At 75.3% G+C, this 23,640-nt stretch carries 1 protein-coding gene (only partly in view); it reads right to left on the bottom strand.

The features are described from left to right. Nucleotides 1–23,640, bottom strand: the 5' portion of a protein-coding gene (locus ACZ4WQ_RS36175) for a type I polyketide synthase (protein ID WP_398374968.1). It extends 5,208 nt beyond the left edge of the window; the window shows 23,640 of its 28,848 coding nt (coding positions 1–23,640); its start codon is at nucleotides 23,638–23,640; the stop codon falls past the left edge of the window.

The raw sequence follows: 23,640 nt of genomic DNA, 5'->3' as shown, positions 1-23,640 counted from the left end.
CGGGGCGAACCGGTCCCAGGCCACGTCCGCGAGCGTCACGGCGTCCTGTTCGCCGTCCACCGCCCGGCCCAGCGCGGCCACGGCCAGCCGTGGTGGCAGGGCGGGCAGTCCGCTGAGTCGCAGATGAGCCGCCATCCCGTCGGTCGGAGCGGCAGGAGTGGCCCAGGCGCTCCACGCCACCGAGGTGGCCGCGGCCCCGCGCGCCCGGCGCCGGTCGGCCAGCGCTTCGAGGGCGGCGTCGGCGGCCGCGTCGGTGGCCCGTCCCGTCACGCCCCACACCCCCGCGACCGAGGTGAGCAGCACAAAGGCGTCCAGGGGCCGGTCGCCCAGCAGTTCGTCGAGGTGTGCCGCCTGCGCGATCCGGTCCGCCAGCGCCGCGGCCGGCTCCTCGGTCGCAATCGCGTCGATCCGGTCGGTGGCGCCGGGCGGGGCGGGCGACAGGTCGGGCTGTCCGGCGTGCACCACCGCGTCCGGCGGGAACTCGTCGAGCAGCGCCGCCAGGGCGCCGCGGTCGGCCGGGTCATACGCCCGCGCGGTCACCCGGACGCCCGACTCGGTGAGTTCGGCGAGCAGTTCGGCGGTGGCGGGCGCGTCGGGGTCCTGCGGGCCGGTCAGCACCAGATGCTCGGCCCCCTCCCCGACCAGCCACCGGGCGAGCTGTCCGGCCGTAGCGCCCGTGCCACCGGTCACCCAGACCGTGCCCCGCGGCCGCCACCGCCCGTCGGCGACCGGCGCCGCGGCCCGCACCAGCCGGCGGCCGAAGACCCCGGTGGCGCGCACCGCCACCTGGTCCTCGGCGGGGTCGCCCGCGCCACCGGCCAGGACGGCCGCGAGCCGGGCACGGGCCCGTTGGTCGAGGGAGCCGGGCAGGTCGACGAGACCGCCCCAGCGCTCCGGGTGTTCCAGCGCGGCCACCCGGCCCAGGCCCCACACCGCGGCCTGCCCCGGATCCGCGGCGGCGTCGCCGCGGCCCACGCGGACCGCGCCCAGGGTGGCGCACCACAGCGGTGCCTCGATACCCGCGTCGCCCAACGCCTGGATCAAGGCGAAGGTCGGCGCGGTGGATTCGGGCCCGGTCCGCCCGAGGGCGAGCAGGGACAGCACACCCGCGAACCGCTCCCGCATCTCCCCGAGCCGCCCGGCCAGGACGGCCCGGTCGGCGTCCGCCACCTCGATGCTTACGGTGTCCGGCCCCATCGCCTCGGCGACGGCCGCCACCCATTCCTCATCGACCGTCCTGGCCCCGTCGATGCCGGGGACGACCAGCAGCCAGGTCCCCTCCGGGGCGCCGGTCGGCGTTCCGGCGAAGGCCGGCCCGGTCAGCGGCGTCCAGCTCACCCGGTAGCGCCAGCCGTCCACGACGGACTCGTCGTGGCGGGACCGGCGCCACGACGAGAGCGCGGGCAGTACCGCGGTCAGCGAGTCTCCGTCCACCTCCAACGTGGCCGACAGCGACTCCAGGTCCTCCCGCTCCACGGCCGACCAGAACTCAGCGTCCACCGGGTCGGCCGCCACGGGCCCCGCCGTGTCCGGCGCGAACTCGGGCCAGAACCGCTCGTGCTGGAAGGCGTACGTCGGCAGGGTGGTCCGGCGCGCACCGGACCCGCTGAAGTACGCGGCCCAGTCCACCGGCACGCCGTGCACATGCAGCGCGCCCAGCGCCGCCGTGATCTCGGGTTCCTCGTCGCGGTCCGCGCGCAGCAGCGGCACCACCAGCGGTTCGGGCCCCTCGTCGGTCAGCGTGTGCCGGGCCATCGCGGCCAGCACCCGGTCAGGGCCCAGCTCGACGAAGGCGGTCGCGCCCGCGTCCCGCAGGGTGCGCACTCCGTCGCCGAACCGCACCGGCTCCCGCACCTGGCGCACCCAGTAGCCGGGGGAACACAGCTCCTCGGCCGTGGCCTGTCGGCCGGTCAGGTTGGAGACGACGGGGATCCGCGGCTCCTGGTACGCCAGTTGTCCGGCCACTGCGGCGAACGCGTCGAGCATCGGTTCCATCAGCGGCGAGTGGAAGGCGTGCGAGACCCGCAGCCGCCTGGTCCTGCGCCCTCGGGACTCGAGTTGCCCGGCGATCCGCGCCACCGCCTCCTCGTCACCGGCGATCACCACCGCGGTGGGGCCGTTGACCGCCGCGACGGAGACCAGAGCTTCGTGTCCGGCCAGCAGCGGGGCGACCTCGTCCTCGGTGGCCTCCAGCGAGACCATCGCGCCACCGGCGGGCAACGCGTCCATCAGCCGTGCCCGCGCCGCCACCAGCCGGCACGCGTCGGCGAGCGAGAACACCCCGGCGGCGTGGGCCGCCGCCAGTTCCCCGATGGAGTGCCCGGCGAGCAGGTCCGGGCGTACGCCCCACGACTCCAGCAGCCGGAACAGGGCCACTTCGACGGCGAACAGGGCGGGCTGGGTGTATCCCGTACGGTCCAGCAGCTCCGCCGCGGCCGTCCCGGCGTCGGCGAACATCACCTCGCGCAGCGGACGGTCCAGCTCCGTGTCCAGATGGGCCAGCACGTCGTCCAGCGCCTCGGCGAAGGCGGGGAAGCGGTCGTAGAGCCGCCGCCCCATGCCGGGCCGCTGGCTGCCCTGGCCCGAGAAGAGGAACGCCGTCCTGCCACCGGGGGCGCGTACCACCCCGCGCGCCGCCTCCGTTACCCGGTCGGCGGTGGCCAGCAGCAGCGCGCGGTGGTCGAACGCCGGGCGGCCGAGGGCCAGTGTGTACCCCACGTCCATGGGGGACGGCCGCGGGGCGCTCATGTCAACGAAGGAGGTGAGCCGGTCGAGCTGCGCGTTCAGCGCCGCCTGGCCACGGCCCGAGACGAGCCACGGCACCACGGCCGGGATCGGCCCGGGCTCGTGCGGCCCGGAGGGTTCGGCCACGGGCGCCTGCTCGACGATCACATGGGCGTTGGTGCCGCTGACGCCGAAGGCCGATACACCGGCCCGCCACGGCCGGTCCGTCCGCGGCCACGGCGTGGCCTCGCGCACCAGCGACACCGCGCCCGACGCCCAGTCGACGTGGGAGGACGGCGTGTCCACATGCAGTGTCCGGGGCAGCACACCCTGCCGCATCGCCATGACCATCTTGATCACACCGGCCACACCGGCCGCGGCCTGCGTATGGCCGATGTTGGACTTCACGGTGCCCAGCAGCAGCGGTTCCCGGCGCTCCCGGCCGTAGGTGGCGAGCAGGGCGTGCGCCTCGATGGGGTCGCCCAGGGTGGTGCCGGTGCCGTGTGCCTCGACCGCGTCGACGTCACCCGGCGTCAACCGCGCGTCGGACAGGGCCTGCCGGATCACCCGCTGCTGCGCGGGGCCGTTGGGCGCCGTCAGCCCGTTGGACGCGCCGTCCTGGTTGACCGCGGTGCCGCGTACCACGCCCCAGACCTCGTGTCCGTTGCGTACGGCGTCCGAGAGCCGCTCCAGGACCAGCACCCCGACGCCCTCGGACCAGGCGGTGCCGTCGGCGGCGTCGGCGAAGGCCTTGCACCGGCCGTCCGGGGCAAGTCCGCCCTGCACGCTGAACTCGGTGAAGGAGTCCGGGCTCGACATCACGGAGACGCCGCCGGCCAGGACGAGCGAGCACTCGCCGCGCCGCAGCGCCTGGGCCGCCCAGTGCAGCGACACCAGCGAGGACGAGCAGGCGGTGTCGACGGTGACGGCCGGTCCTTCGAGCCCCAGGGTGTACGACAGCCGGCCCGACATCACGCTGGCCGTGTTGCCGGTGGCCACGTGTCCGCGCACATCGGCGGTGGCCTTGCGCAGCACGCCCGCGTAGTCCTGTCCGTTGGTGCCCACGAAGACGCCGGTGTCGCTGCCCCGAAGCGTGGCGGGGTCGATCCCGGCCCGTTCCAGCGCCTCCCACGAGGTTTCCAGCAGCAGCCGCTGCTGCGGGTCCATGGCGAGGGCCTCGCGCGGGGAGATGCCGAAGAACGCGGCGTCGAAGTCGCCCACGTCGGGCAGGAAGCCGCCCTCCCGCGTGGCGGAGGCTCCGTCCGTGAGCGCGTCGAGGTCCCATCCCCGGTCGGTGGGGAACGGGGAGATGCCGTCCCCGCCGTCGGCGAGCAGCCGCCACAGGTCCTCCGGCGACGCCACGCCGCCGGGGAACCGGCAGCTGATGCCGACGATGGCCACCGGGTCGTCGTCCACGGGCGGTGTCGCCGAGTGCGCCGGGGGCGCGGAGCTGTCAGCCGCCGCGCCGAGCACCTCGGCGAGCAGGAAGTCCGCCAGCGCGTACGGCGTGGGGTAGTCGTAGACCAGGGAGGACGGCAGGGTCAGCCCGGTCTGCGCCGACAGCGCGTTGCGCAGCTCGACCGTGGTGAGCGAGTCGAAGCCCAGGTCCCGGAACGCCTGGTCGGGGGCGATGGCCGCGGTGTCGCCGTGGCCGAGTACGGCGGCCACCCGGCCGCGCAGCAGGTCGAGCACGTACGCGCCCCGCTCGGTCTCGGGCAGGCTCGTCAGCCGGCCGCGCAGCGTCGGCTGGTCCGACGGCGTGCCGCCCCGGCCGGTGTCCGTTGTCTCCCGGGCGCGCCGTACCTCCGGCAGGTCGGCCACCAGGGGCGCGGGCCGTGCCGTGGCGAAGGCGTCGAGGAAGCGGTCCCAGTCGATGTCGGCGACGGTCAGCACCCGCTCGTCGCGTTCGATCGCCTGCCGGAGCGCGGCGACGGCCAGCCGCGGGGGCATCGGGGTGAAGCCGCCCCGGCGTACGCGGCCCTCCAGCGCCGCGCCGTCGGCCACCATCCCGGCCTCGGCCCACGGCCCCCAGGCGAGGGACGTGGCGGCCGGACCGCGGTCCCGGCGGCGCTGGGCCAGGGCGTCCAGATAGGCGTTGGCCGCGGCGTAGTTGCCCTGCCCGGGGGCGCCTATGGTGCCCGCGACCGAGGAGAACAGGACGAACGCGGCGAGATCGTGGCCCTCGGTCAGCTCGTCGAGGTTGCGGGCGGCCTGTGCCTTCGACCGCATCACGGCGGTGAACCGGTCCGGGGTGAGTGCGTCCACCACCCCGTCGTCCAGCACACCGGCGGTGTGGAACACGGCCGTCAGCGGGGTGTCGGCGGGGATCGCGTCCAGCACGGCCGCCAGGGCCTCGCGGTCCGCGGCGTCGCAGGCCGCGACGGTGACCCGGGCGCCGAGCTCGGTCAGCTCCTGGACGAGCGCCTCCGCGCCCGGCGCGCGCGGCCCCCGGCGGCTGAGGAGCACCAGATGCGCGGCGCCCTCGGCGGCCAGCCAGCGGGCGAGGTGCCCGCCGAGCGCGCCGGTGCCACCGGTGATCAGCACGGTGCCGGTCGGGGTGAACTCTCCTGCCTCGGCGGCCGGTTCGGCCGGGTCGTGGGTCAGCCGCCGTACGTAGGTGCCGGAGGCGCGCACCGCCACCTGGTCCTCGTCGGCGCCCCGGCCCAGCACCCCGGCGAGTCGGCGTACCGCCTTGGGGTCGGGCTCGGCGGGCAGGTCGACGAGGCCGCCCCAGCGCTCCGGGTGTTCCAGCGCGGCCACCCGGCCGAGACCCCACACCGCGGCCTGCGCCGGGGCATGGACCGGCTCCGAGCGGCCGATGGACACCGCACCCCGGGTGAGACACCACAGCGGGGCCTCGATGCCCGCGTCGCCCAGGGCCTGGACCACCGTGGCGGCGTGGGCCGCGGCGGTGGCCGGATCCCCGTCGTCCCCGGGCGTGTTGTGCGCGGGCAGCGCCAGGACTCCGGCGAACCCCGCCTCTTCGCTGTCCGCCCGCCGCAGCAGCAGTTCGGCCAGCGTGGCCCGGTCCCCGTCCGCGGGCTCGACCAGCACGGTCGGTACGCCGAGGCCGTCGAGGACGGAGCGCGTCCAGCCGTCCTCGGCAGCTCCGGGCGGCGCCACGACCAGCCAGCGTCCCGAGAGCGCGGGCGCCCGGGTGGCGTCGCCGGTGACGGGCTTCCAGGTGACGCGGTAGCGCCAGCTGTCGGTGGCCGAGCGGTCGCGGCGCTGCCTGCGCCAGGTCGACAGCGCGGGCACCATCGCCGTCAGGACGCCGTCGTCCAGGTCGAGGACCGAGGCCAGCGACTCCAGGTCGGCCCGCTCCACGGCCGACCAGAACTCGGCGTCCTCGGCCCCCGCCGCGTCCGGCGCGCCGTCGCCGTCCGCTCCGACCGCGGTCTCGGGCCAGAAGCGGCGCCGCTGGAACGCGTAGGTGGGCAGGTCGATCCGGTGTGCCCCGGACCCGGCGAAGAACGCCGTCCAGTCCACGGCGACGCCGTGGGTGTGCAGCCGTGCCAGCGCCGAGACGATCGCGGACACCTCGGCACGGCCCTTGCGCAGCACCGGGAGCAGCGCCGTCCGCGGCCGGTCCGCGAGGCTCTCCTGGGCCATCGCGGTCAGCACCCCGTCGGGGCCCAGCTCCAGGAAGGCGGTGACGCCCTGCCCGGCCAGCCACTCCACGCCGTCGGCGAACCGCACGGTGCGGCGCACATGCTCCACCCAGTAGTCCGGCGAGCACACCTGCTCGGCCGAGACCGGCCCGCCGGTCAGGTTCGACACCAGGGCGATGCGCGGGGCCTGGTACGAAAGCCCCTCCGCCACCCGCCGGAACTCGGCCAGCATCGGCTCCATCAGCGGCGAGTGGAAGGCGTGGCTGACGGTCAGCCGCCGGGTCTTGCGGCCCTCGTCCGCGAACCGCGCGGCGATCCGCTCGACCGCGGACTCGTCGCCGGCCACCACCACCGAACGCGGCCCGTTCACCGCCGCGATCGACACCCCCTCGGCCAACTCGGGGACGACCTCGTCCTCCGCCGCCTCGACCGCCACCATGCACCCGCCCGGGGGCAGCTCCTGCATCAGCCGGGCCCGCGCCGCCACCAGTGCGCACGCGTCCGCCCGCGACAGCACCCCCGCCACATGCGCGGCCGCGATCTCGCCGATCGAATGACCCGCCAGGTAGTCCGCCGTGATCCCCCAGGATTCGACGAGCCGGTACAGCGCCACCTCGACGGCGAACAGGGCGGGCTGGGTCCAGCCCGTACGGTCCAGAAGCTCCGCGTCCGCCGAGCCCTCCTCGGCGAACAGCACCTCGAGCAGCGGCCGTTCGAGGTGGCCGTCCAGGTGTGCGCATACCTCGTCCAGGGCCTCCGCGAACACCGGGAAGGCCTCGTACAGCTCCCGGCCCATCCCGGCCCGCTGGCTGCCCTGGCCCGAGAAGAGGAAGGCGGTCCGGCCGCCGGCCGCGCCTCCCTGGACGAGGGAGCCGTGCGGGGCGCCGTCGCGCAGCGCGGCGAGGCCGCTCAGCAGCTCCGTGCGGTCCGCCGCCACGACCGTGGCGCGGCGCTCCAGCGCGGAGCGGGAGGTGGCCAGGGAGAAGGCCACATCCGACAGGGGCAGTTCGGGCCCCGCCTCCAGCAGCGACAGCAGCCGGGCCGCCTGGACGCGCAGGGCCTCGTCGCCACGGGCGGAGAGGGTGACGGGCACCGGGGTACCGGGGGTGTGTTGCTCGACGGGCTCCGCGTTCTCTGTCGCCTCGGGGGCCTGTTCGAGCACGGTGTGGGCGTTGGTGCCGCTGAGGCCGAAGGAGGAGACGGCCGCCCGCCGGGGACGCCCGGTGGCGGGCCACTCGACCGGTTCGGTGAGCAGCTCGATGGCACCGGCCGACCAGTCCACATGGGAGGAGGGCCGGTCGACGTGCAGGGTGGGGGGCAGCAGTCCCCGGCGCATCGCCATGACCATCTTGATCACGCCGGCCACGCCGGAGGCCATCTGGGTGTGGCCGATGTTGGACTTGACCGACCCGAGCAGCAGCGGGCGTTCGCGGTCCTGCCCGTAGGTGGCCAGCAGCGCCTGGGCCTCGATCGGGTCGCCGAGCGCGGTGCCCGTGCCATGGCCCTCGATCGCGTCGACCTCTCCCGCGGTCAGCCGGGCGTTGGCCAGGGCCTGCTGGATCACGCGCTGCTGCGCCGGGCCGTTGGGGGCGGTCAGCCCGTTCGACGCGCCGTCCTGGTTGACCGCGGAGCCACGGACGAGCGCGAGGACCGGGTGGCCGTTGCGCCGGGCGTCGGACAGCCGCTCGATCAGGACGAGGCCGACGCCCTCGGCCAGGCTCATGCCGTCGGCCGCGTCGGAGTATGCCTTGCACCGGCCGTCGGTGGCCATGGCTCGCTGCCTGCTGAAGCCGACGAAGGCGCTGGGGGTGGCCATGACGCTGACGCCGCCCGCCAGGGCGAGGGAGCTCTCCCCGTCGCGCAGCGACTGGCAGGCCAGATGCAGCGCCACCAGCGAGGAGGAGCACGCCGTGTCGAGGGTGACCGCGGGGCCTTCGAGTCCGAACACATAGGACACCCGGCCGGACAGCACGCTGGACAGGGTGCCGGTGATCATGTGGCCCTCGGAGCCCTCGGCGGCCCCCCGCACACCCGTGGTGTAGTCCTGGTAACTGGCCCCGATGAACGTCCCGGTGTCGCTGCCGCGCAGCGTGGCCGGGTCGACGCCGGCGCGTTCGAACGCCTCCCAGGCGGTCTCCAGCAGCAGCCGCTGCTGGGGGTCCATCGCCACGGCCTCGCGCGGCGAGATCCCGAAGAACGCGGCGTCGAAGTCGGCCACGTCGTGCAGGAAGCCGCCCTGGGTGGAGTACGTCCTGCCCTTGCGGTCCGGGTCCGGGTCGTAGAGGGCCTCGGCGTCCCAGCCTCGGTCCACCGGGAAACCGGTGATGGCGTCCCCGCCGCCGACGACGAGATCCCACAGCTCCTCGGGGGATCCGATGGAACCCGGGTACCGGCAGCTCATGCCGATGATGGCGATGGGCTCGTCGGGCGCGGCGGCCGCGACGGCGGGCGCGGACCCGGCCGGGGTGTCCTGGTCGGTGGCGATCCGGGCGCGCAGATACGCGGCCAGGGCGGCCGGGCTCGGGTGGTCGAAGACCAGGGTGGTCGGCAGCGTCAGCGCGGTGGCGGCGGCGAGCCGGTTGCGCAGGTCCACCGCGGTCAGCGAGTCGAACCCGATGTCGCGGAAGGCCCGTTCCTCCGTGAGGGCCTCCGGCGACTGGTGTCCCAGGACCGCGGCGGCCTCGGTGCGGACCAGGTCCAGCAGCTGCCGGTCCCGCTCGGCGTCGGGCAGGGCCAGCAGCCGCGCGGCGAACTCACCGCCGGCACCACCTGTCGGCTCGGCGGTCTCCGCCCGCCGCCGTGCCTCGGGCACCTCGTCGAACAGGTGCGTCGGCCGCACCGAGGTGTAGACCGGGTAGTAGCGCTCCCAGTCGACGTCCGCCACGACCAGCGCGGTCTCGTCGTCGTCCAGGGCCTGCCGCAGTCCGGCCAGGGCCGGTTCGGGGTCCATGAAGACCAGGCCGCTGCGGCGGATCTGCTCCGGGTCGACCCGGCCCAGCCGGGTGTCGTCGGACCAGATGCCCCAGGCCAGTGCCGTGGCGGGCAGCCCTCGGGCGCGGCGGTGGTCGGCCAGCGCGCCGAGGAAGGCGTTGCCGGCCACATAGGCGGCGTGCCGGCCGCTGCCCCAGGTCCCGGCGGTGGACGAGTACAGGACGAGCGCGTCGAGTTCCTCGTCGTCGAGCAGCTCGTCCAGGTGCCGGGCGCCGACCACCTTGGCGCCGACGACCTCGGCGAACTCGGCCATGGTGGTCTCGTCCAGGCTGTGCAGCGCGATGGTCGCGGCCGTGTGCACGGCGGTACGGACCGTGCGTCCGTCGGCCTTGAGCCGCGCCAGCACAGCGGCGAGCGCCTCGCGGTCCGTGACATCGCACGCCACGACCTCGGCCTCGGCGCCCAGCTCGGCCAGTTCGGCCACCAGGGCGGGCGCGCCGGGCGCGGCCATGCCCCGCCTGCTGGTCAGCACGATGTGCTCGGCGCCCTGCCCGGCCAGCCAGCGGGCCAGATGCGGCGCCAGGGTCCCGGTGCCGCCGGTGACCAGCACGGTCCCGCGCGGGGTCCAGGGCGTGTCCGGTTCCGTGTCGCCCGCGGGCGCGCGTACGACACGCCGGGCCAGCACACCGGAGGAGCGGACCGCCAGTTGGTCCTCGCCGGTGGCCCCTGCCAGGACCGCGGCCAGCCGCCGGGCGGCGCGCCGGTCGAGGGTCTCGGGCAGATCGACCAGGCCGCCCCAGCGGTCGGGGTGTTCGAGCGCGGCGGTCCAGCCGACGCCGTGCACCTGGGCCTGGACGGGGTTCGCCACTCGGTCGGAGCGCCCGGTGGACACCGCCCCCCGGGTGAGGCACCACAGCGGCGCCTCGATGCCGGTGTCGCCGAGGGCCTGGATCAGGGCGACGGTCAGGGCGAGGCCGGCCGCCAGCGCGGGGTGGCGGCTGTGCGGCTCCTCGGCTGCCGCGAGCAGGGACACGACCCCGGCGAAGCCCGGGGAGCCGTCCTCAGGGGGCGAGTTGACGTCGTCGAGGCGCGCCGCCAGCACGGCACGGTCGGCGCAGGATTCATCCAGCGCCAGCCGTCGTACGGCAGCCCCGTGTTCGCCGAGCGCGGCCGTAACGGCGTCGGTGGCGGCCTCGGACGCACCGTCGGCGGTGACGACCAGCCAGGTGCCGGACAGGGACGCGGTGGGGACGCCGCGCAGCGGGCGCCAGGCGACCCGGTACCGCCAGCCGTCCACGGTGGCCCGGTCCTGGCGCCGCCTGCGCCAGGACGACAGCGCGGGCAACACCGCGGCCAGCGAGGTCTCGTCGATGTGCAGGGCGGAGGTCAGTGAGGCGAGGTCCTCCCGCTCGACCGCGGTCCAGAAACGGGTGTCCTCCGGGCCCGCCCGGCCTTCCGGGTCCGGCCCGGCGGGCAGCGCCCAGAAGTGCTCCCGCTGGAACGCGTAGGTGGGCAGCTCGACCCGGTGTGCTCCGTGGTCCGCGAACATTCCCGGCCAGCCGACCGGCACACCGCGCACGAACGCCTGGGCCAGCGAGGTGAGGAAGCGGTCGAGACCGCCGTGGTCGCGGCGCAGCGTGCCGCAGACGACGGCGGGGCAGCCGACGGCATCCACCGTCTCCTGTATCCCGACGGCGAGCACGGGGTGGGCGCTGATCTCGATGAACGCCCGGTGTTCCGCGGCCAGGAGGGCACGGATGGCCGGTTCGAAGCACACGGTCCGGCGCAGGTTGCGGTACCAGTAGTCGGCGTCCATGCCCGTGGTGTCGAGCCAGTCACCGGTCACGGTGGAGAAGAACGGCACGTCGCAGGCGCGCGGGCGCAGCGTCGCCAGCCGCTCCAGCAGCTCCTCGTGGAGCTCCTCCACATGGGCGGAGTGCGAGGCGTAGTCCACGGCGATCCGCCGCACCCGCACGTCCTCGCCCGTCACCTCCTCGACCAGGCCGTCCAGCGCCTCCCGGTCGCCGGACACCACGACCGACCGGGGACCGTTGACCGCGGCAATCGACACCCGGCCGTCCCACCGCTCCAGCCGGGCCTCCACCTCGCCGACCGGCAACGGCACCGACGCCATGCCCCCCGCACCGGCAAGCCGCCGTGCGATCGCCTGACTCCGTAGCGCCACGACCTGGGCACCGTCCTCCAGGGACAGCGCACCCGCCACACACGCGGCGGCGATCTCGCCCTGGGAATGGCCGACCACCGCGTCCGGCTCCACACCGCAAGAGCGCCACATCGCCGCGAGCGACACCATCACCGCCCACGACACCGGCTGCACCACATCCACCCGCTCCAACGACGGCGCGCCTTCGACCTGCCGCACCACATCCATCAGCGACCAGTCGATGAACGGTGTCAGGGCAGCGGCGCACTCCCCCAGCCGCTCCGCGAACACCACGGACTCGGCCAACAGCCGGGCCCCCATCCCCGCCCACTGTGAACCCTGCCCGGGGAAGACGAACACCGACTTCCCCTCCACATCGGCAACGCCCCGCACCACGGCGGCCGACGAGGCGCCCTCGGCGAGCGTCTCCAGTTCCCGCCGGAGATCCTCGGTGCGCTCGCCGACGACCACGGCCCGGTGTTCGAAGAGGGACCGCGACGTGACCAGCGAATACGCGATGTCGGCGGACGCCGTGTCGGGGTGGCCGTCCAGGTGGGAGAGCAGGCCTGCGGCCTGCTCCTTCAGCGCGGCGGCACCGCGGGCCGACAGCACCCACGGGAGGGCCCCGACGTCCCGTCGCGGCTCCTCGGCGGGGGTCGGCGGCGGCTCGGTCGCGGGCGCCTGCTCCAGCACGGCGTGCGCGTTGGTGCCGCTCACCCCGAACGAGGAGACGGCACAGCGGCGCGGCGCCCCGGTGTCCGGCCAGGCGACGGGGTCGGTCAGCAGCGCCACCGTGCCGGGCGACCAGTCGATGTGCGACGACGGTCGCTCGGCGTGCAGGGTTTCGGGCAGCAGCCCGTGGCGCATCGCCATGACCATCTTGATCACGCTCGCCACCCCGGCCGCGGACTGGGTGTGCCCGATGTTGGACTTCACCGAGCCGAGCAGCAGCGGCCGGTCCGGGGCGCGCTCCTCGCCGTAGACCGCCTGGAGCGCCTGGACCTCGATCGGGTCGCCCAGCGATGTGCCGGTGCCGTGCGCGTCGATGGCGTCCACGTCACTCGCGGACAGCCGCGCGTTGGCCAGGGCCTGCCGGATGACCCGTTGCTGGGACGGCCCGTTGGGCGCGGTGAGGCCGTTGGACGCGCCGTCCTGGTTCACCGCCGAGCCGCGGACCAGCGCCAGCACCGGGTGTCCGTGGCGCCGGGCGTCGGAGAGCCGTTCGACCAGCAGGATGCCGACGCCCTCGGCGAGGGTCATTCCGTCGGCGGCGTCGGAGAACGCCTTGCACCGGCCGTCCGCGGCCAGCGCCCGCTGACGGCTGAAGGCGAGGTACGGAGCGGGCGTGGCCATCACGGTCGCGCCGCCGACCAGGGCGAGTGAGCTCTCTCCCTCGCGCAGCGACCGGCACGCCAGGTGCAGGGCCACCAGCGACGACGAACACGCGGTGTCCACGGTGACGGCGGGGCCTTCGAGGCCGAACACATAGGACAGCCGGCCGGAGAGCACGCTGGGGCTGCTCCCGGTGACCATGTGGCCCTCGGTGCCGTCCGCCACCCCGGTGCCGTAGTCCTGGTAGGTCGATCCGATGAAGGTGCCGGTGAGGCTCGAGCGCAGCGACCTCGGGTCGATGCCCGCCCGTTCGAAGCTCTCCCAGGCCGTCTCCAGCAGCAGTCGCTGCTGTGGATCCATGGACAGCGCCTCACGTGGCGAGATGCCGAAGAACGCCGGGTCGAACTCGCCAGCGTCGTGCAGGAAACCGCCCAGTGTCGAGTACGTCCTGCCCGCCCGGTCGGGGTCGGGGTCGTACAGCGCGGCCGCGTCCCAGCCGCGGTCGGTGGGGAACTCCGAGATGGCGTCCGTCCCCTCGGCCACGAGCCGCCACAGCTGCTCGGGGGAGCGCACGCCGCCGGGGAAGCGGCAGCTCATCCCGATGATGGCGATCGGCTCGTCGCCATGGGCCGAGGAGAGCGCCACGGGCCCGGTGACGGCGGCCCCGGTGCCGAGGAGCAGGGTGCGCAGATGCCGCGCCAGCGCCACGGGGCTCGGGTAGTCGAAGGCCGTGGTGCTCGGCAGGCTCAGCCCGGTCAGGGTGACCAGCCGCTTGCGCAGCTCCACCGCGGTCAGCGAGTCGAACCCCAGGTCGCGGAAGGCACGCTCTTCGGGTACGCCGTCGGCGGAGGCATGCCCGAGCACGGCGGCAGCCTCGGCGCGGACCAGGCTGGTCAGCAGCCGTTCCTGCTCGGCCTCGGCGCGCCCGCGCAGCCGCCGGGCCAGCTCCGATCCGCCGTCCGCGTCCGAGGCCGCGGACCGCTCGCCCGCCTGCGCCCGCGCCTGCTCCCGGGCCTCGGGCAGGTCGCGGAGCAGCGGGCTCGGCCGTACGGAGGTGAAAACGGGCAGATACCGGTCCCAGTCGACGTCGGCGACGGTCACGGTCGCGTCGCCCTGCACCACGGCGCGGCGCAGTTCGGCGATGGCCCGCTCGGGCGCCAGGAACCGCAGACCGTGCCGCTTGAGCCGGTCCGCCATCGCCTCGTGGGTGGCCATACCGGACTCGGCCCAGGGGCCCCAGGCCACGGAGGTGGCCGCGAGTCCGCGGGCGCGGCGGTGTTCCGCCAGCGCGTCCAGGTAGGCGTTCGCCGCGCCGTAGGCGCTCTGGCCGCCGCTTCCCCACACGCCGGCGAGGGAGCCGAACAGCACGAACAGATCCAGGTCACGGTCGCCCAGCAGGGCGTCCAAGTGGGCGGCCCCGGCCAGCTTCGCGGCGACCGCCTCCTCGAACTCCGCGCGCCCCATGCCCTCCAGCGGTGCTGCCGAGGCGACACCCGCGGTGTGTACGACCCCGGTGAGCGGGGAGTCGGCGGGAAGGTCGGCGAGAGCGGCGGCCAGCGCGTCGCGGTCGGCGGCGTCGCAGGCCACGATGCGCACCCCGGCGCCCAGGGCCTCGAGTTCGGCGCGCAGTTCGTCCGCGCCGGGGGCCTGGGCGCCCCGGCGGCTGGTCAGCACCAGGTGTTCGGCGCCGGCGCGCGCCAGCCACCGGGCGACCTCGGCTCCCAGGGCGCCGGTGCCGCCGGTGACCAGGACGGTGCCACGGGCGGTGAAGTCGCGGGGGGCGGGCAGGCCGTCCACCGCGCGATGGGCCAGCCTGCGGGCGGACACTCCGGTGGCGCGGATCGCCACCTGGTCCTCGGCGCGGTGGTCGGAGGCGGGCGCGGCGGGTCCGGCCAGCACGCTCACGAGCCGCTGGGCGGCGGGTCGGTCGAGTACCTCGGGGAGGTCGACCAGTCCGCCCCACCGCTCCGGGTGTTCCAGGGCGGCGGCCCGCCCCAGGCCCCAGATCGCCGCCTGGAGCGGGCTGGTGACCGGGTCGGACGGCCCGGTGGACACGGCGCCCCGCGTGGCGTTCCACAGCGGGGCCGTGACACCGAGGTCGCCGAGCGCCTGCACCAGGGCGACGGTGAGCGCCAGGCCGACGGGCAGCGCCGGATGGGCGGGGTCGGGGCGCTCGGCGACGGCGAGCAGTGAGAGCACGCCTGACACCTCACCGAAGCGCACACCGTCGGTGGTGCCGTCCGCTCCCCGAACGTCTCCCTGAGCGTCCGCGAGCCGCGCGGCCAGGACGGCTCGGTCGGCGCACGCTTCGTCCAGGACCACCCGGTGGACGCGGGCGCCGTGCTCGCGCAGCGCGTCCGCCACGCCGTCCTCGAACCGATCGTCGTGCGTATCGTCCGCCGTGACGACCAGCCAGGTGCCGGCCGGCACCGGTGGCGCGGACACGCGCAGCGTCTTCCACTCCACCTGGTATCGCCAGGAGTCCAGCACGGCCTTCTCATGCCTGTTCTGACGCCACGAGGACAGCGCGGGCAGGAGGGCGTAGAGCGACGCGTGGTGTTCGTCCTCCAGTCCGAGTACGGTGGCCAGTTCCTCGGCGTCCCTGCGTTCGACCGCGCTCCACAGCCGCTCGTCCGCCGGATCCGCGACCGCCTCCGGGCTGGTGCGCGCGGCGGTGTCGGGCCAGTAGAAGTCGTGCTGGAAGGCGTACGTCGGCAGGTCGACACGGCGCGCGCCGCGGCCGGCGAAGTACCTGGGCCAGTCCACGCGCACCCCGCGGACGTGCAGCCTGGCCAGGGCCGTCGCGACGGTCAGGTCCTCGGCGCGGTCGGCCCGCAGCGCGGGCACCGCCTCGGCCGCGGAGTCATCGCCGAGTGTGTCCTCGGCCATCGCGGACAGGACGCCGTCCGGGCCGAGTTCGAGGAGGGTGGTCGCGCCCGCGTCGCGGAGGGTGCGCACGCCGTCGGCGAAGCGAACCGTCCCGCGCACGTGCTCCACCCAGTAGTCCGGGGAGCAGATCTGTTCCTCGCCGACGAACTCGCCGGTCACATTGGACACCATCGGGATGGTCGGCGCGGCGTAGGCCAGGCCGCGCGCCACCTCGCGGAAGCCGTCGAGCATGGCGTCCATGCGGGGCGAGTGGAAGGCGTGGCTGACCCGCAGCCGCTTGGTCTTGCGGCCCAGGTCGAAGAAGTGGGAGGCGACCTCGAGCACGGCCGCCTCGTCACCGGAGAGGACCAGCGCGGTCGGGCCGTTCACCGCGGCCACCGCGATCTCGTGGCCCCGGCCGGCCAGCAGCGGCGCCACCTCGTCCTCGTCGGCCTGCACGGACACCATCGCCCCGCCCGCGGGCAGGGCCTGCATCAGCCGGGCCCGCGCGGCCACCAGGGCGCAGGCGTCCGGGAGGGTCAGCACACCGGCGGCGTGGGCCGCGGCCAGCTCGCCGATCGAGTGGCCCGCGACACAGCCGGGTTCGACGCCCCAGGAGAGCATCAACCGGAAGAGCGCCACCTCGATGGCGAACACGGCGGGTTGCGTCCAGCCGGTCCGGTCGAGCAGTTCGGCTTCGGGCGTGCCCTCGTCGGCGAACAACACCTCGCGCAGGGGGCGGTCCAGGTACGGGTCCAGCTCGGCGCAGACCTCGTCCAGCGCCCGGGCGAACACCGGGAACCCCGCGTACAGTTCCCGGCCCGCTCCCGGCCGCTGGCTGCCCTGGCCGGAGAAGAGCAGCGCCGGCCGGTCCGCGCCTCCCGCCTCGCCCTCGACCACGGCGGGGTCGGGGCGGCCCTCGGCGAGCGCGGCCAGCGCGCGCAGCAGCCCGGACCGGTCCTGCGCGACCACGGCGGCGCGCTGCTCGAAGACCGTGCGGGTGGTGGCGAGCGAGAGCGCCACATCGGTGGCGTCCAACGCGGCGTCGGCCTCCACGCGGGACGCCAGACGGGCGGCCTGGGCCCGCAGCGCCGCGCGGCCGCGGCCGGACAGCAGCCAGGGAACGGCGCCGCGGCCGTCGGTCGGCTGCATGGGCTCGCCGGGCTCGGGGCTCGACGGCGCGGGCTGTTCGACGATCAGGTGGGCGTTGGTGCCGCTGATGCCGAACGAGGACACGCCCGCCCGGCGCACCCGGTCCGTCGACGGCCACTCCACCGCCTGAGTGAGCAGTTCGACCGCGCCCGCTTCCCAGTCCACATGCGACGACGGCGCGTCCACGTGCAGTGTGCCCGGAAGCACACCGTGCCGCATCGCCATCACCATCTTGATCACACCGGCCACGCCCGCCGCGGCCTGGGTGTGCCCGATGTTCGACTTCACCGACCCGAGCCACAGGGGCAGTTCCCGATCCTGCCCGTACGTGGCCAGCAGCGCCTGCGCCTCGATCGGGTCGCCCAGCGTGGTGCCCGTGCCGTGCGCCTCCACCGCGTCCACATCCGAGACGGACAGCCCCCCGCTCGCCAGCGCCTGACGGATCACCCGCTGCTGGGACGGACCGTTCGGAGCGGTCAGGCCGTTGGACGCGCCGTCCTGGTTGACCGCGGAACCCCGGACCACGGCGAGCACCTCGTGCCCGTTGCGCCGCGCGTCCGACAGCCGCTCCAGCACGACCACGCCCACGCCCTCGGACCAGCCCACGCCGTCGGCCGAGTCCGAGAACGCCCTGCACCGCCCGTCCGGCGACAGCCCCCGCTGCCGCGAGAACTCGATCAGCGACGCCGGTGTCGACATGACCGTGGCGCCGCCGGCGAGCGCGAGCGAGCATTCGCCCTCCCGCAGCGCCTGCGCCGCCAGGTGGATGGCCACCAGCGATGACGAACACGCGGTGTCCACGGTCACCGCCGGGCCCTCCAGGCCCAGCGTGTACGACACCCGGCCCGAGGCCACGCTCGGGGAGGTTCCGCTGCCCAGGAAGCCCTCGAAGCCGCCGCCGCCCGCGAGGACGGTGCCGTAGTCGTTGTACATCACCCCGGTGAACACACCGGTCCGGCTGGAGCGCAGCGACACCGGGTCGATCCCGGCCCGCTCCACGGCCTCCCAGGAGGTCTCCAGCAGCAGCCGCTGCTGGGTGTCGGTGGCCAGCGCCTCGCGCGGGCTCATGTTGAAGAAGGCGGCGTCGAACTCGCCCGCGTCGTACAGGAATCCGCCGCCACGCGTGTAGGTGGTGCCGTGGTGGTCGGGGTCCGGGTCGTAGAGCGTCTCCAGGTCCCAGCCGCGGTTGACGGGGAGCCCGGAGATCGCGTCGGTGCCTTCGCTGACCAGCCGCCACAGCTCCTCGGGGGAGCTGACGCCGCCCGGATAGCGGCAGCCCATTCCCACGATGACGACGGGGTCCTCGGCAGCCGCGGCGGAATTCGGCCGTGCCGGGTCGGGGTCAGCCGCGGCACGGCTGCCGAGGAGTTCGTCGAGTACGTGGCGGGCGAGCGCGGTGACCGTGGGGTAGTCGAAGACGGCGGTGGCGGAGGTGCGCAGCCCGGTGGCCGCGCTGAGCCGGTTGCGCAGCTCGATCGCGGTCAGCGAGTCGAACCCCAGGTCCTGGAAGGCGCGGGCCGGATCGACGGCCTCGGGTCCCGAGTGTCCGAGCACGGCGGCGACCTGGGCCCGGACCAGCTCCACCACGGTCCGGGTGCGCTGGTCACCGTCCAGCCGGGCCAGCCGCTGCGCCAGCCCGGAGGCGGTGCCCGACCCCGCCACCACCGATCGGCGGTGGGGCCTGCGGATCAGCCCGCGCAGCAGATGCGGTGGGTCGGCGAGGGCGCGGAGCGCGGCCAGGTCGAGCCGTACCGGCAGCAGGACGGGGTGGCCGCTCGTGACCGCGGTGTCGAACAGGGCCAGGCCCTGCTCGGGCGAGAGGGCGGGGGTGCCCATGCGGGCCAGTCGCCGCAGGTCCGCCTCGGTGAGCGAGCCGGTCATCCCGTCCGAGAGGGCCCACGGCCCCCAGGCGAGGGACTGGGCCGGCAGGCCCTGGGACCGCCGGTGGCGGACGAGCGCGTCGAGGAACGCGTTGGCCGCCGCGTAGTTGCCCTGGCCCGCGGTGCCGACGGTGCCGGCCAGCGACGAGAAGACGATGAACGCGGCCGGCTCCGGCCCGCCGGTCGCCCGGTGCAGGGCCCAGGCCGCGTCGACCTTGGGCCGCAGCACGGTGTCCATGCGCTCGGCCGTCAGCGAGCCGATCATGCCGTCGTCGAGTACTCCGGCCGCGTGGACGACCGCGGTCAGCGGATGCTCGGCGGGGACGCGCGCCAAGACGGCGGCCAGCGCGGCGGGGTCGGCCGCGTCGCAGGCCACGACGGTCGCGTCCGCGCCGAGATCGGCGAGATCCGCGACCAGGTCGGCCACGCCCTCGGCCGCGCCGCCGCGGCGGCTGAGCAGCAGCAGATGGCGTACGCCGCGCTCGGCGGCCAGATGGCGGGCGACCAGGGCACCCAACCCGCCCGTGCCGCCGGTGATCAGGACCGTGCCCTCGGGGTTCCAGCCGGGCGCCGGGTCGGCCGCGGCTCGCGTGGCCGCGGTGTCCGGCGCGGGCGCGGTGACCCGGGCGAGCCGCGGCGCCAGCATGGTGCCTTGGCGGACGGCCAGTTGGGGTTCGTCTGCCGTCAACGCGCTCAGGGGCAGGGCGGCCGAGGAGTCCTCGGGGTCCAAATCCACCAGGGTGAAGCGGCCGGGCGCCTCGGCCTGCGCGGAGCGCACCAGGCCCCAGACGGCCGCTGCCGCGAGGTCGAGGGCCGCATCGCCGCCTTCGCCGTGAGCCTGCCCGGGCGCGGCCTCGTCGCGGTCGGCGGCCACCGCCCCGCGGGTCACGAACACCAGCCGGGTCCCCGCGCGCTCCTCCTCGGCCGACCAGGCGCGCAGCAGGTCCAGCACACGTGACGTCAGCGCGCGGACCGCGTCGGCCATCTCGGCGGCGGCGTCGCCCACGAGCGGGACCAGCACCGTACCGGGCAGCGGGGCGCCGGATCCGGTCGGGGCGGCCGGGTCGTCATGGACCTCCGCCTCGGTGCCGGAGTTCCGAAGGGCCTCGGCGAGCCCCAGGTCGTCGGGGCCGAGGACCACCACGGGCCCGGGTGCGGCCCCCGCCGGCGTCCCGTCCGTCGCCGGGGCGGGCAACGGTGTCCAGGCCACGCGGAACAGCGAGTCCCGCCCGGCCGCGGCGCCGTCACCCGGGCGGCCGGCCGGCAGGGCGCGCAGCGTCAGCGCCTCGACCGAGGCGACGGGTTGGCCGGTGGGATCCGCGACCGCGATCGACAGGCTGTCATCATCGGCCCGGGACATCCGTACCCGTACCTCGGACGCGCCGGTCGCGTGCAGGGACACGCCCTCCCAGGAGAACGGCAGGGCGGTGCCCCGGCCGTCGGGGTCCGGGTCCCGGCCGGGGGCGGCGAGCATCGCGTGGAGGGCGGCGTCCAGCAGGGCGGGGTGCAGCCCGAACGAGCCGTCCGGGCCCTGCGCGGAGGGCGGCAGCGCCACTTCGGCGAAGGTCTCCTCGCCGCGTGTCCAGGCGGCGCGCAGCCCCCGGAAGAGCGGCCCGTAGGCGAGGCCGTCCGCCCCCAGCCGGTCATAGAGGCCGTCCAGCGCGAGGGGCCGCGCGTCGGCCGGGGGCCACTGGACGGCGTCGAAGGCGATCCGGTTGGCGCCGCTGGTGAGCACACCGGTCGCGTGCCGGGTCCAGGGCAGCTCGTCGCCGCCGTCGCCGTCGCTGTCGCCGTCGCCGTCGCCGTCGCCGTCGGGCCGGGAGTAGAGGTTGAGGGTCCGCCGGCCGGACTCGTCCGGGCCGCCGATCCACATCTGCACCTGGACGCCGCCGTGTTCGGGCAGGGCCAGGGGCGCGGCGAGGGTGAGGTCCTCGACCCGGTCGCAGCCGACCTCGTCACCGGCGCGGATGGCCAGCTCCAGGAACGCGGTCGCGGGCAGGATGACGGTGCCGTGCACGGCGTGGTCGGCCAGCCAGGGGTGGGACCGCAGGGAGAGCCTGCCGGTGAGCAGGAAGCCGTCGGAGTCCGCCAGGGACACGGCGGCGGCCAGCAGGGGGTGGTGCGCTGCGCCCATGCCCGCGGCCCGCACATCGCCCGCCGGGGTGAGGACGCCCTTGGGCCAGTACCGGCGGCGCTGGAACGGGTAGGTCGGCAGGTCCACCCGGCGGACACCGGTCCCGGCGAAGTAGCGGTCCCAGTGGACCGGGACGCCGCGTACGTACAGCTCGGCCAGGGCGGTGGTGAGCGTCGCGGGCTCGGGGCGGCCCGGCCGCAGCAGCGGGACGGCGGCGCCGGGCTCGCCCGCGGCCCCGTCGGTGGCGGTGTTCTCGAGGCAGGTCCGGGTCAGCGCGGACAGGACGCCGTCGGGGCCCAGCTCCAGATAGGTGTCGACGCCGTGTCCGTGCAGCCAGCCGATGCCGTCGGCGAACCGCACCGCCTGGCGTACGTGGTCCACCCAGTAGTCGGCGGACGTCAGCTGTCGCACGGTCGCCTGGACACCGGTCAGGTTCGACACGACCGGCACGACCGGTGCCTGCGGCGACAGCCCCGCGACCACGGCGCGGAACTCCGCGAGCATCGGTTCCATGCGGGGCGAGTGGAAGGCGTGGCTGACCCGCAGCCGCTTGGTCTTGCGGCCCTCGCCCGCGAAGTGCGCCTCGATCTCGGCCACCGCGTCCTCGTCGCCCGCCACCACGACGGCCGAGGGACCGTTGACCGCCGCGAGGGAGACGTGGTCGGTCCGCCCGGTCAGCAGTGGCGCCACCTCGGACTCGGTGGCCTGTACGGACACCATCGCGCCGCCGGCCGGGAGCTCCTCCATCAGCCGGCCGCGCGCCACGACCAGGCGCGCCGCGTCGGCCAGGGAGAACACCCCGGCCGCGTGGGCGGCCGCGATCTCCCCGATGGAGTGTCCGGCCAGGAAGTCGGGGGTGATGCCCCAGGACTCGACCAGGCGGAACAGGGCGACCTCGACGGCGAACAGGGCGGGCTGGGCGTATGCGGTGCGGTCCAGCAGGGCGGCTTCGGGGGTGTCCTCGGCCGCGAAGAGGACCTCGCGCAGCGGGCGGTCGAGCTCGGCGTCCAGGGCGGTGACGGCGGTGTCCAGCGCCTGGGCGAACACCGGGAAGCGCTCGGCCAGTTCGCGTCCCATGCCCAGCCGCTGGCTGCCCTGCCCGGCGAACAGGAACGCCAGCTTTCGAGTGGCGCGCGCGGTGCCCCTGACCAGGCCGGCGGGGGCGTCGTCGGAGGCCAGCGCGGACAGTGCGGCGGCCGCGGTGGCCCGCTCGCCCGCGGTGATGACGGCCCGGTGCTCGAAGCCCGCCCGGGTGGTGGCCAGCGAGAAGGCGAGGTCGGCGAGGTCGGCCCCGGGGGCCGTGTCGAGGAGGGTACGGATCCGGGTGGCCTGCTCCCGCAGCGCCTCGGGGGTCCGGCCCGACACCGGGAGCGGCACCATGCCCGGGTCGAGCGTCGCGACGGGTTCGGGTGTCTCGGCGGCGTGCGGGTCCTCCCCGGCCGCCGTGTCGCCGGGGCCGGTCGGCTCGTCCTCCCCGTCCCCGTCCGGCGCCGCGGCGGGGGCCTGTTCGATGATGGTGTGGGCGTTGGTGCCGCTGATGCCGAACGAGGAGACCCCGGCCCGGCGCGGCTCGCCCGTCGCCGGCCAGGGGGTCGGCTCGGTCAGCAGTTCCACGGCGCCGGACGCCCAGTCCACATGGGTCGAGGGCCGGTCGATGTGCAGGGTGCGCGGCAGCACCCCGTGCCGCATCGCCATGACCATCTTGATGATGCCCGCGACGCCCGCCGCGGCCTGGGTGTGCCCGAGGTTCGACTTGACCGACCCGAGCAGCAACGGGCTCCGGTCGCCGCGGTTCTGGCCGTAGGTGGCCAGCAGGGCCTGGGCCTCGACCGGGTCGCCCAGCGTCGTGCCGGTGCCGTGTGCCTCCACCGCGTCGATCTGGTCGGCGGACAGCCGGGCGTTGATCAGCGCCTGCTCGATCACGCGCTGCTGGGAGGGGCCGTTGGGCGCGGTCAGCCCGTTGGACGCGCCGTCCTGGTTGACGGCCGTGCCCCGCACCACGGCCAGCACCTCGTGGCCGTTGCGCCGGGCGTCCGACAGCCGTTCCAGGACGAGCACGCCGACGCCCTCGGCCCAGCCGGTGCCGTCCGCGGAGTCGGCGAACGAGCGGCAGCGGCCGTCGGCCGACAGACCGCCCTGGCGGCCGAACTCGATGAAGGTGGCCGGGCTCGACATGATGGTGATGCCGCCCGCGAGCGCCAGCGAGCACTCCCCCGCGCGCAGCGACTGGGTGGCCAGATGCAGGGCCACCAGCGAAGACGAACACGCCGTGTCCACGGTGACGGCCGGTCCGACGACACCGAAGGTGTAGGAGAGCCTGCCGGACATCACGCTGGTGGTGTTGCCGGTGAGCTGGAAGCCCTCCACGCCGTCGGCCGGGCCCACCCGGTAGTCCTGCGCCATCGCGCCCACGAACATCCCGGTCCGGCTGGAGCGCAGGGTGCCCGGTTCGATTCCGGCCCGCTCGAACGCCTCCCAGGCCGCTTCCAGCAGCACCCGCTGCTGCGGGTCCATCGCCAGCGCCTCGCGCGGGGAGATGCCGAAGAAGTCCGCGTCGAACTCGGGAGCGTCGTGCAGGAAACCACCGGAGACGGCCGTCCCGGCCAGCTCGCCGAGGTCCCAGCCCCGGTCGGCCGGCAGACCGGAGATGCCGTCCTCACCGGACTCGACCATGCGCCAGAGGTCCTCGGGGCCGGTCACCCCGCCCGGGTAGCGGCAGCTCATCCCGACGATGGCGATGGGCTCCTGTGCCGCGGCCTCGATCTCGCCCAGCCGGCGGCGAGTCCGCCGGAGATCGGCGCTCGCCCGCTTGAGATAGTCCCTGAGCTTCTGTTCGTTGTCCAT

It is taken from the genome of Streptomyces sp. NPDC028305 (assembly GCF_055569495.1).
Note: the sequence above shows the minus strand (reverse complement) of the source record. Positions and strands in the feature narration are given on the sequence as shown.